Origin of the sequence: Chromobacterium sp. LK11, assembly GCF_001043705.1 — a bacterium.
Taxonomy (GTDB): Bacteria; Pseudomonadota; Gammaproteobacteria; order Burkholderiales; family Chromobacteriaceae; genus Chromobacterium; species Chromobacterium alkanivorans.
On record NZ_LDUR01000011.1, the window covers coordinates 97,399 to 109,253 of the forward strand.

The 11,855-nt window shown below is 62.6% G+C and carries 11 protein-coding genes; all 11 read left to right on the forward strand.

Going from position 1 to position 11,855, the window contains the following annotated elements; genetic code table 11:
• Positions 1–42 precede the first annotated feature (42 nt).
• Positions 43–1,164 (forward strand): beta-ketoacyl-ACP synthase III, encoded by a 1,122-nt coding sequence (locus tag VK98_RS07535; RefSeq protein WP_048413462.1) that lies wholly within the window; start codon positions 43–45, stop codon positions 1,162–1,164.
• Positions 1,165–1,324: 160 nt separating this feature from the next.
• The gene (locus tag VK98_RS07540) at positions 1,325–2,923 is read left to right on the forward strand and encodes an ABC transporter substrate-binding protein (RefSeq protein ID WP_048413463.1); all 1,599 of its coding nucleotides are present in this window, start codon (positions 1,325–1,327) and stop codon (positions 2,921–2,923) included.
• Between the two features lie 555 nt (positions 2,924–3,478).
• Positions 3,479–4,507 (forward strand): ABC transporter permease subunit, encoded by a 1,029-nt coding sequence (locus VK98_RS07545; RefSeq protein ID WP_048413464.1) that lies wholly within the window; start codon positions 3,479–3,481, stop codon positions 4,505–4,507.
• An 18-nt stretch (positions 4,508–4,525) separates the two neighbouring features.
• Positions 4,526–5,440, forward strand: a complete 915-nt coding sequence (locus VK98_RS07550; protein ID WP_048413465.1) for an ABC transporter permease subunit — start codon at positions 4,526–4,528, stop codon at positions 5,438–5,440.
• Positions 5,441–5,450: 10 nt separating this feature from the next.
• On the forward strand, positions 5,451–6,425 hold the full coding sequence (locus tag VK98_RS07555) for an ABC transporter ATP-binding protein (RefSeq protein ID WP_048413475.1): 975 nt from the start codon (positions 5,451–5,453) through the stop codon (positions 6,423–6,425).
• A complete protein-coding gene (locus VK98_RS07560; RefSeq protein WP_048413466.1) occupies positions 6,422–7,393 on the forward strand; it encodes a peptide ABC transporter ATP-binding protein in 972 nt (323 codons plus the stop codon). Before VK98_RS07555 ends, VK98_RS07560 begins: the two co-directional genes overlap by 4 nt.
• 181 nt (positions 7,394–7,574) lie before the next feature.
• Entirely contained in the window at positions 7,575–8,099 is a 525-nt protein-coding gene (gene coaD / locus VK98_RS07565) for a pantetheine-phosphate adenylyltransferase (protein ID WP_048413467.1), read from the forward strand.
• Between the two features lie 96 nt (positions 8,100–8,195).
• Positions 8,196–9,140 carry a class I SAM-dependent methyltransferase gene (locus tag VK98_RS07570; RefSeq protein WP_048413468.1) on the forward strand — a complete coding sequence of 315 codons (945 nt, stop codon included), beginning with the start codon at positions 8,196–8,198 and terminating at the stop codon, positions 9,138–9,140.
• A 148-nt stretch (positions 9,141–9,288) separates the two neighbouring features.
• Entirely contained in the window at positions 9,289–10,491 is a 1,203-nt protein-coding gene (gltS, locus tag VK98_RS07575) for a sodium/glutamate symporter (RefSeq protein WP_048413469.1), read from the forward strand.
• Between the two features lie 137 nt (positions 10,492–10,628).
• Positions 10,629–10,991, forward strand: a complete 363-nt coding sequence (gene trxA / locus VK98_RS07580; protein WP_048413470.1) for a thioredoxin — start codon at positions 10,629–10,631, stop codon at positions 10,989–10,991.
• A gap of 108 nt (positions 10,992–11,099) precedes the next feature.
• Positions 11,100–11,645, forward strand: coding sequence for a glutathione peroxidase (locus VK98_RS07585; RefSeq protein WP_048413471.1), 546 nt, complete (start codon positions 11,100–11,102; stop codon positions 11,643–11,645).
• The last annotated feature ends 210 nt before the right edge of the window (positions 11,646–11,855 follow it).

Genomic DNA, 11,855 nt, shown 5'->3' on the forward strand with positions numbered 1-11,855 from the left:
ATCTACACTTACCCGGGTCACGGGGGGCTAAAAGGACAATTCATGCACAAGGTCGTCATTAGCGGAACCGGCTTGTTCACGCCGCCGCACGCGGTCAGCAACCAGGAACTGGTCGCGGCTTTCAATGCCTTTGTACACGCTCACAATCAGCAGCACGCGGACCGGATCGCCGCCGGAGAGATGGAGCCGCTGGCCGAGTCCAGTTCCGAGTTCATCGAAAAGGCTTCCGGCATCAAGCAGCGTTTCCTGATGGACAAGAGCGGAGTGCTGGATCCGGCCAGGATGGCGCCGCGCTTGCCGGAACGCGGCAACGACGAGCTGTCGATTCAGGCCGAAATGGCGGTGTCCGCCGCGCGCCAGGCGCTGGAACGCGCCGGCCGCAGCGCGGCGGACATCGATATGGTCATCGTCGCCTGCTCCAATATGCAGCGCCCGTATCCGGCGGTGTCCATCGAGGTGCAGCAGGCCTTGGGCATCCAGGGCTACGCCTTCGACATGAACGTGGCCTGCTCGTCCGCCACCTTCGGCATTCAGACCGCGGTCAACGCCGTCGCCTGCGGCCAGGCGCGCGCGGTGCTGATGGTGAACCCGGAAATCTGTTCCGCCCACCTGAATTTCCGCGACCGCGACAGCCACTTCATCTTTGGCGACGCCTGCACCGCGGTGGTGCTGGAGCGGGCCGAGGCGGCGAGCTCGGCGCAGCGCTACGAGGTGCTGGGCAGCAAGCTGGCCACGGTGTTCTCCAACAATATCCGCAACAACTTCGGCTTCCTCAATCGTTGCGACGAGGCGGGAATCGGCCAGGCGGACAAGCTCTTCGTGCAGCAGGGCCGCAAGGTGTTCAAGGAAGTCTGCCCGATGGTGGGCGATCACATCGCCGCGCATCTGGAGAGCCTGGGCATCGCGCCGGCCGAAGTGGCGCGCTTCTGGCTGCACCAGGCCAATCTGGCGATGAACCAGCTGATCTCCCGGCGAGTGCTGGGCCGCGAGGCCGGCGACCAGGAGGCGCCGGTGATTCTGGACCGTTACGCCAACACCAGTTCCGCCGGGTCCGTGATTGCATTCCATCTGCATTCCGATGACTTGCGCAGCGGGGATGTCGGTGTCATTTCATCTTTCGGCGCGGGCTATTCGGTGGGCAGCGTTGTGCTGAGGAAAATCTGATAAGCCGGAAAAAATAGTCCTAGCGCGAAGGGCCCTTGGCAGAAAAAAGCAGAGGACGCTTGTCAAAAGCGTCCTCTCTGCATAATGTATCCCCCCATGGCGGGCTTGGATCCCGCTGACAAGAAAGACCGATGAGTCTGTACAAGGGAAAGGAAATAAGATGCAAACTGTCAAGAAAGCGCTGCTGGCAGCCGGCCTGATCGCCGGGACCGCGATGGCCGCCCAGGCCGCCGGCACCCTGGTGTACTGCTCTGAAGGCAGCCCGGCCGGCTTCGACCCCGGCCAATACACTACCGGCACCGATTTCGACGCTTCCGCCGAAACCGTATTCAACCGCCTGGTGCAATTCCAGCGCGGCGGCACCAAGGTGGTGCCGGCGCTGGCTGAGAAGTGGGACGTGGCCGCCGACGGCCTGAGCTACACCTTCCACCTGCGCAAGGGCGTGAAGTTCCAGACCACCGACTACTTCAAGCCGACCCGCGAATTCAACGCCGACGACGTGGTGTTCACCTTCAGCCGCATGGTCGACAAGAACCACCCGTTCCGCAAGGCGTATCCGACCGAATTCCCGTACTTCACCGACATGGGCCTGGACACCAATATCGTCAAGGTGGAGAAGATCGACGCCAACACCGTCAAGTTCACCTTGAAGAGCCTGGACGCGGCCTTCTTGCAGAACCTGGCGATGAGCTTCGCCTCGGTGCAGTCCGCCGAGTACGCGGACAAGCTGCTCAAGGCCGGCAAGCCGCAGCTGATCAATCAGCAGCCGGTGGGCACCGGCCCGTTCATCTTCAAGCGCTATCAGAAAGACGCGCAGATCCGCTTCGCCGCCAACAAGGAATACTGGAACAAGGCAGACGGCCCGAAAGTGGACAACCTGGTGTTCGCCATCACCACCGACGCCTCGGTGCGCTATCAGAAGCTTAAGGCCGGCGAGTGCCAGATCACCGTCAACCCGCGTCCGACCGACCTGGCCGCGATGAAGGCCGATCCCAAGCTGTCGGTGACCGCGCAGCCGGGCTTCAACCTGGGCTACCTGGCCTACAACGTCAAGCACAAGCCGCTCGAGAAGCTGGAAGTGCGTCAGGCGCTGGACATGGCGATCAACAAGAAAGCCATCATCGACGCGGTGTACCAGGGCGCCGGCCAGCCGGCCACCAACCCGATGCCGCCGACCCAGTGGTCGTACAACAAGAGCCTGAAAGACGCGCCTTACGATGCGGCCAAGGCCAAGGCCCTGCTGGCCAAGGCCGGCTATCCCAACGGCTTCGAACTGAGCCTGTGGGCGATGCCGGTGCAGCGTCCGTACAACCCCAACGCCAAACTGATGGCGGAAATGGTGCAGTCCGACTGGGCCAAGATCGGCGTCAAGGCCAAGATCACCTCCTACGAGTGGGGCGAGTACATCAAGCGCGCCAAGGCCGGCGAGCATGACTCCATGCTGATCGGCTGGACCGGCGACAACGGCGACCCGGACAACTGGCTGGGCGTGCTGTTCGGTTGCGACGCGATGAACGGCAACAACTTCTCCAAGTGGTGCTACAAGCCGTTCGAAGACCTGATCCAGAAGGGCAAGCGCACCGCCAACGTGGCCGAGCGCACCAAGCTCTATATGAAGGCTCAGGAGATCGTCAAACAGCAAGTGCCGATGACCACCATCGCCCACTCCACCGTCAATCAGCCGATGCTGAAATCGGTGCAGGGCTTCAAGGTCAGCCCCTTCGGCCTGAACTCCTTCTACGGCGTCAGCGTCAAGTAAGCCTGAATCCAATAAAAACAAATCGGCACCGGGGGCCTGGCTCCCGGGACTTTGACTAAAAAGAGCTGACGAAATCCCGGGTACGGACGGGTTTCCTCGCCGCGCGATGGCCGCCGGCGCGGACTCGCCCAGGACGCGGCGCGGGGTTTTGTCGGCTACTCTAAGCCTTGGGTTTCCAGCCGCACGCAGAGGCGGCGGGCCCAATGGCGGCGGAACGTCTACTGGGTGGTTTTCAGAGGGTAGTCAGTCACAGCGTGGAGAGGCTGTGCGTCCGGCTTGACCTGGGTCAAGCTTGTCTGCGGCGAGGGGTGCTATCTTGCACTTGCCGTAGCGGTGGCGCAGCTGATGTGGGTGGGTGGTTCAGTTGCATGCCATCGCTCCGGCGCTCTTCTTGCTGTTTTCCTAGCTTCTTCTCCGTTCGATTCCGGTAACGTCTCCCCAAAACGCATTAGAGCCGTCGCTCGCCGTTTGCCATGCAAGGCGTCGTCGCTCTGGGTCTCTAGTTGAGTATTGCGCCCAGTCGCCCAGCGGGGCCGGCGCAAGGGAGAAGTTCTCATGTTTTCCTTTATTCTGCGAAGGTTGGGCTTATTGGTGCCAACCTTCTTCGGCATCACGCTGCTGACCTTCGGCCTGATCCGCATGATTCCGGGCGACCCGGTGGAAGTGATGGTGGGAGAGCGCGCGCTTGACCCGCAAATGCACGCCGAAGCCTTGCATCGCCTGGGTCTGGACAAGCCGTTGTACGCTCAGTACTTCGACTACGTGCTCAATCTGCTGCACGGCGACCTGGGCGAGTCCCTGGTCACCAAGACCGGGGTCTGGACCGAGTTCAAGACCCTGTTCCCCGCCACGCTGGAGCTGGCGGTTTCCGCCTTGATCTTCGCCACCGTGCTGGGCCTGCTGGCCGGCGTCATCGCCGCCATCAAGCGCGGCTCGCTGTTCGATCACGGCGTGATGGGCATTTCGCTGACCGGTTTCTCCATGCCCATCTTCTGGTGGGGCCTGATCCTGATCATGTTCTTCTCGGTCAAGCTGGGCTGGACCCCGGTGTCCGGCCGCGTCGATCTGACCTTCGACATCGCGCCGCACACCGGCTTCATGCTGATCGATTCCTGGATGGCGGAAGCCGCCGATCCGGAAGTGAACGCCGGCGCCTTCAAGAACGCGCTGATGCACCTGATCCTGCCGGCCATCGTGCTGGGCACCATTCCGCTGGCGGTGATCGCGCGGATGACGCGCTCGTCGATGCTGGAAGTGCTGCGCGAGGACTATGTGCGCACCGCGCGCGCCAAGGGCTTGTCGCCGGTGCGGGTGATCTTCATCCACACCCTGCGCAACGCGCTGATCCCGGTGCTGACCGTGATCGGCCTGCAAGTGGGCACGCTGATGGGCGGCGCGGTGCTGACCGAAACCATCTTCTCCTGGCCGGGCATAGGCAAATGGCTGATCGACGCCATCAGCCGCCGCGACTATCCGGTGGTGCAGAACGGCATCCTGATGGTGGCGACGCTGGTGATCGTCACCAACTTCATCGTCGACATCCTGTACGGCATCGCCAATCCGCGCATCCGTCACGCCAAGTAACAGCCAGTAGGTGGACTTATGACTCAGACTACGCAAGTCAACGCCGGCCCGGACCTGGCGCTGACCTATCCCTCGCCGCTGAAGGAATTCTGGCAGGGCTTTTCCCACAACAAGGGCGCGGTGGCCGGCCTGATCTTCATGCTGATCGTCACCTCCTGTGCGCTGCTGGCGCCGCTGGTGGCGCCCTATAGCCCGATCGAGCAATACCGCGACCATCTGCTGACCCCGCCGGCCTGGGTGGACGGCGGTTCGATGCAGTTCCTGTTCGGCACCGACGAACTGGGCCGCGACATCCTGTCTCGCTTGATCCACGGCGCGCGGCTGTCCTTGTTCATCGGCCTGTGCTCGGTGCTGATGGCCTTGCTGCCGGGCGTGGTGCTCGGCCTGTTGGCCGCCTTCTTTCCCAAGGCGCTCGGCGGCGCGATTATGCGGCTGATGGACATCATGATGGCCTTGCCCTCGCTGCTGCTGGCGGTGGCCATCATGGCCATCCTCGGGCCCGGCCTGGTCAACGCGATGATCGCCATCGCCACCGTGTCCTTGCCCGCCTATGTGCGGCTGACCCGCGCGTCGGCGATGACCGAACTGAACCGCGACTACGTCACCGCCTCGCGCGTGGCCGGCGCCGGCCTGCCGCGGCTGATGTTCGTCACCGTGCTGCCCAACTGCATGGCGCCGCTGATCGTGCACGCGACGATGAGCTTCTCCTCGGCCATCCTGGAAATCGCCGCGCTGGGCTTTCTCGGCCTGGGCGTGCAGCCGCCGACCCCGGAGTGGGGCACCATGCTGGCCTCGGCCCGCGATTACATTGAAAGCGCCTGGTGGGTGGTGACGCTGCCCGGCCTGACCATTTTGTTGTCGGTGCTCGCCATCAATTTGATGGGCGACGGCCTGCGCGACGCGCTGGACCCGAAACTGAAGCGCGCGGCGTGAGGGGATGGAAATGAGTTTGCTGCAAATCAAGAACCTCTCGGTGGAGTTCGGTTCGGAAAAGAATCCCTTCCGCGCGGTGGAAGGGCTGGACCTGACGGTGAATCAGGGCGAGATCGTCGGCATCGTCGGCGAATCCGGTTCCGGCAAGTCGGTGACCATGATGGCGATGATGGGGCTGCTGGAAGGCCAGGGCCGCATCGTGGCCGACGAACTGAGCTTCGACGGCAAGAACCTGCTGACCATCTCCGCGCGCGAACGCCGCAAGATCGTCGGCAAGGACATCGCGATGATCTTCCAGGACCCGATGACTTCGCTGAACCCCAGCTACACCGTCGGCTACCAGATCATGGAAGTGCTGAAGCTGCATCAGGGCCTGCGCGGCGCGGCGCTGAAGCGGCGCGCGCTGGAATTGATGGAACTGGTGGAGATCCCGGCGCCGGCCTCGAGACTGAACGCCTACCCGCACCAGCTGTCCGGCGGCATGAGCCAGCGCGTGGTGATCGCGATGGCCATCGCCTGTAGCCCCAAGCTCCTGATCGCCGACGAGCCGACCACGGCTCTGGACGTGACCATACAGGCCCAGATCATGGAACTGCTGGTCAGCCTGCAGAAAAGCCAGAACATGGCGCTGATCATGATCACCCACGATCTGGCGGTGGTGGCCGAGGTGGCGCACCGGCTGGCGGTGATGTACGCCGGCCAGGTGGCGGAAATGGGCGCGGTGCCCGGAGTGTTCAACCATCCGACCCATCCGTACACCGAAGCGCTGTTGTCGTCGATTCCGGAACACAGCAAAGGCGCGCATCGCCTGAACACCTTGCCCGGCATCGTGCCGGGGCAGTACGACCGCCCCAGCGGCTGCCTGTTGTCGCCGCGTTGTCCCTATGTCAAGGACAACTGCCGGACCCAGCGTCCGGGCCTGACCCCGGTGGAGGGCGGCGCCGTGCGCTGCCACTACCCGTTGCTGGACAAGGAGGCGAAATGAGCACCGTATTGCAAGCGCGGGATCTGACCCGCTACTACGACGTGTCGCAGGGCTTCCTCAAGCCCTCGGCGCAGGTCAAGGCGCTCAACGGCGTCTCCTTCGAACTGCAGGCCGGCAAGACGCTGGCGGTGGTGGGCGAGTCCGGCTGCGGCAAGAGCACGCTGGCGCGGCAGCTGACGCTGATCGAAGCGCCGACCTCCGGCTCGCTGCTGCTGGACGGCCAGGACGCGGCCCAGGCCGGCAAGGCCGAATTGAAAGCGATGCGCACCAAGGTGCAGATGGTGTTCCAGAACCCCTATGCCTCGCTGAACCCGCGTCAGAAAATCGGCAGCCAGCTGGCCGAGCCTCTGCAGATCAATACCTCGCTGAGCGCCAAGGAGCGCGAAGACAAGGTGCGCGGCATGATGCAGCGGGTCGGCCTGCGGCCGGAACACTTCTTCCGCTATCCGCACATGTTCTCCGGCGGCCAGCGCCAGCGCATCGCCATCGCCCGCGCAATGATGCTGAACCCCAAGATCGTGGTGGCGGACGAGCCCACCTCGGCGCTGGACGTGTCGATTCAGGCGCAGGTGCTCAATCTGTTCATGGATTTGCAGGACGAGTTCAAGACCGCCTATGTGTTCATCTCCCATAATCTGTCGGTGGTCGAGCATGTGGCCGACGATCTGATGGTGATGTATCTGGGGCGGGCGGTGGAAGTGGGGGAAAAGAACCGCGTCTACGAGCGGCCGCTGCACCCTTACACCCAGGCCTTGTTGTCGGCGACGCCGTCCATCCATCCGGAGCAGCGCCGCATCAAGATCAAGATCGAGGGCGAATTGCCCAGCCCCTTGAAGCCGCCGTCCGGCTGCGCCTTCCACAAGCGCTGTCCGCACGCGAACCAGCGGTGCGCGGAGGAGGTGCCTGAGTTGCGCGAGCTGGACCAGCGCATGATCGCCTGCCATCGCGCCGAAGACATCAACGTCTGAGCGCGTATTGTTCTATCGTCAGCGGGGCCGCCATGCGCGGCCCGCTTTTTTTTGGCGGCGCATTGCCGATAATGAGTGAAATGGACAGATTCTGCCGCGGATAGTCCAGGTGGAAGCGAAACATTTTGCGCAATGCACAAAAATTGCTTTACCCGCCCCCAACGACCACGATACATTCGCCATGGCACACACAGTCAAAGGAAAACGAGAATTGAAGCGAGCCGTGTACGCGGGCAGCTTCGACCCGGTGACCAACGGTCACCTATGGATGATTCGCGAAGCGGTGGAACTGTTTGACGAATTGATCGTAGCGGTCGGAGTGAACCCGGAAAAACACTGTACCTTCAGTGTCGAAGAACGAGTGGCTTTGCTGCGCGACGTCACCGGCGGCTTCAGCAAGCTGCGGGTGGATGTGTTCGAGAACCAGTTTCTGGTCAACTACGCGCAAAGCATAGGCGCCAACTACATCATCCGCGGCATCCGCACCGCCAGCGATTACGAATACGAGCGCACCATGCGCTACATCAATTCCGATCTGCATCCGGACATCACCACTATCTTCCTGCTGCCGCCGCGCGAATACGCCGAAGTGTCGTCGACGATGGTCAAGGGCCTGGTGGGGCCGCGCGGCTGGGAAAGCGTGATCCGCCAATACCTGCCGGAGCCGGTCTACCGCAAGCTGATCGAGATGTATTCGTCCGAATAGCCGCGGCTGTAATAGAATTGGATATCCGTTCGCGCGCCGCCTGCAGTCAGCGGCGCGTTTGTTTTGTGTTTTGCCCATCGCCAATATCGAGGACTCATGCTGGACGTCAGCCCATTCGCCAATCGCCTGGCCAAGAATTTCAAGCACCAAGCCAAATGGGCGCGTCGCCAAGGCTTGGACGCCTGGCGCGTTTACGACAAGGACGTGCCGCAGTTCCCGTTCGCGGTGGACATGTACGGCGAGCGCGTTCATCTGCAGGAGTACGATACCGGTTGGGAGATGGAGGACGACGCCTACCGCGACTGGATCAACGCGGTGGTGGACAGCCTGTGCGCTGTGACCGGCGTCGCCCCCGCCGCGGTGACGCTGAAGAACCGTCGCCGGCAGAAGGGCGTCAGCCAGTACGAGAAAGCGGGGCAGTCGGGCGACGACTTCGTCATCAACGAGTTCGGCCAGCGCTTCATCGTCAATCTGGACGCCTATCTGGACACCGGCCTGTTCCTGGATCACCGCAACACCCGCAAGCGGGTGCGGGAGGAGGCGGCCGGCAAGCGCTTCCTCAATCTGTTCGCCTACACCGGCAGCTTCACCGTCTACGCCGCCTGCGGCGGCGCGATCAGCTCCGAGACCGTGGACATGTCCAATACCTATCAGGACTGGTCGCGCCGCAATTTCGAGCTGAACGGTCTGGATCTCGGCAAGCACCAGCTGGTGCGCGCCGACGTGTTCCAGTATCTGGAAGAGGCGGTGGACGCGGGCAAGCAGTTCGACCTGATCGTGATGGACCCGCCCACCTTCTCCAACTCCAAGAAGATGCGCGACATCCTGGACGTGCAGCGCGACCACGTCTGGCTGATCGACTACGCGATGGCGTTGCTGGCGCCGGGCGGCACCCTGTACTTCTCCAATAATCTGCGCAGCTTCACGCTGGACGAGAGGCTGGCCGACGACTACCAGATCCGCGACATCAGCGCGCAATCGGTGCCGGAAGACTTCCGCAACCGCGCCATCCATCAGTGTTGGCAGATCAGCCGCGGCTAGCGGTCTGCGTCTTCTATATAAGGCTTCGGTTAATTAGAGGCCGAACTTTATCGCCGGGTTTCCTATCGTATTGCATGGCGCGACAACATTCCGACAGCTGCTAGTCTGAATCAAGCGCGCCTTCGCTCATCAAACAATAGGAGACTCGATGATCCAACTCGATTTCTACGGCACCCTGGTGGCCGCGTCGCTGGTTTTGCTGCTCGGGCGCAAACTGGTGGCGCATGTCGGCGCGCTGCGCACCTACAATATCCCCGAGCCGGTGGTCGGCGGTTTGCTGATCGCCGCCTTGCTGCTGCTGTTCCGCCAAATCACCGGCAGCGAAGTCCGCTTCGACGCCTCGCTGCAAACCCCGCTGATGCTGGCCTTCTTCGCCTCCATCGGCCTCAACGCCAATTTGAAAAGCCTGCGCCAGGGCGGCAAGACCGTCGGCGTCTTCCTGGCGGTGGTTGTCGGCCTGCTGCTGGTGCAGAACACCTTGGGCATCGCCCTGGCCAGCCTGCTGGGCCTGGATCCGCTGATGGGCCTGCTGGCGGGCTCCATCACCTTGTCCGGCGGCCACGGTACCGGCGCCGCCTGGGGCGGCACCTTCGCCTCCAAATACGGCCTGGCCTCAGCGTCGGAACTGGCGCTGGCCTGCGCCACCTTCGGCCTGGTGCTGGGCGGCCTGATCGGCGGCCCGGTGGCGCGCTTCCTGGTCAAGAAAGTCAAGACTCCCGGCGCCGAGCACAACGCCGACGATCCGCCGCTGGCCTTCGAACAGCCGGACGCCCAGCGTCTGATCACGCCGCACTCCTTCATCGAGACGCTGGCGCTGATCGCCGTCTGCCTGCTGGGCGGCACCTTCCTCGGCGGCCTGCTCAAAGGCACGCCGCTGGAGCTGCCCACCTTCGTCTGCGTGCTGTTCGTCGGCGTGCTGATCAGCAACGGTCTGGCGGCCTTGGGCTGGTATCAAATCTTCGAGCGCGAAGTGTCGGTGCTGGGCAACGTCAGCCTGTCGCTGTTCCTGGCGCTGGCTTTGATGTCATTGCGCTTGTGGGACCTGGCCGCGCTGGCGCTGCCCATCTTCGTGCTGCTGCTGGCCCAGACCGCGGCGATGGCGATGTACGCGATCTTCATCACCTTCCGGGTGATGGGGCGCAATTACGACGCGGCGGTGCTGGCCGCCGGCCACTGCGGCTTCGGCCTGGGCGCCACGCCCACCGCCATCGCCAATATGCAGGCGGTGACCGAACGCTTCGGCCCCTCGCATCTGGCCTTCCTGGTCGTGCCCATGGTCGGCGCCTTCTTCATCGACATCGTCAACGCCATCGTGATCAAGCTCTACCTCGCGCTGCCCTTCATCGGCTAAGCCTCGCGGCGACGGCGGCTATCGCCTGGATTGATAAATTCAACCAGGCGACAGTCTTGCAATGCCGTGGCCGCGTACCTATCTTTGCTGCAACAGCCCGCCGTTGGCGGGCGCTTCAGACAGCGAAAGACATCCACATGGCTTACCTCAACCTCAACGCCGACAACTTCAACACCCATATGAAAGAGGAAGGCTTGGTCATCCTCGATTTCTGGGCACCGTGGTGCGGTCCGTGCAAGATGTTCGGTCCCACGTTCGAAGCCGCGTCGGAAAAACACGCCGACATCGTGTTCGGCAAGATCAACACCGAAGACGAGCGCGACCTGGCCGCCCACTTCAATATCCGCTCCATTCCCACCTTGATCGCCATCAAGGACGGCATCATGGTGTTCAACCAGGCCGGCGCGATGATGGCGGCTCAGTTCGAGCAACTGATCCAGGGCCTGCGTGAACTGGACATGGACAAGGTGCGCGCCGACATCGCCAGCCAGCAGGAATGACAGCAGACGCCGACGCATGGCGGTCGAGACAATAGATAAGGCAATGCTTTGAGCATTGCCTTATCATTTTGTCTGGCATCAATAGACGGCGCAGCGGAGGAGAGGCGAATGAAACGATGGGGCGCAATGCTGATTTTTTGCGGCCAGGCGGCGATGGCGGCCTGCCCGGCTTTGTTGAACTACACCGTGCCGGGCTTGATGGGCGGTCAGATCAATCTATGTCAATACGCGGACCGACCGCTGCTGGTGGTCAACACCGCCAGCCATTGCGGCTTCACGCCGCAGTTCAAGCAACTGCAATCGTTGTACCAGACTTACGGGCAACGCGGTCTGATGGTGGTCGGCTTCCCCAGCAACGACTTCTTTCAGGAACTGGACAGCGATAAAGAGATCGGCGCGTTCTGCGAGGCCAATTACGGGGTGACTTTCCCTATGGCGGGAAAAGGGCATGTGCGCGGCGCCGACGCGCAACCGTTCTTCAAGGCCTTGATCAAGGCCACCGACGACGCGCCGGTATGGAACTTCCACAAGTATCTGATCCTGCCGGGGGCGAGCAAGGTCGTCAGCATAGGCACGCGCACCAAGCCGGACGATCCGGAACTGGTCAACGCCTTCCTGCCTTATCTAAAGCCGGCGGAGAGCGTGAAAAACTAGAAGATTTGCGCGCATCCCGCAGCGGGCCGGCGTTTAGCCGGCCCGTTTTTCATGGTTTCGCGGGGCGGGCGGCGGGTGCGGGCAAATACCCCGTCCGGATATCCGTTGCCGCATCAAGGGTTTGCCCGGCACGACCCGCTTTTGTTGAGGTTTTTCTCGCAAAAGGTGTTGACGGGTTTAGGGGGCTGACGTATAGTTCGCCTCCTCAGC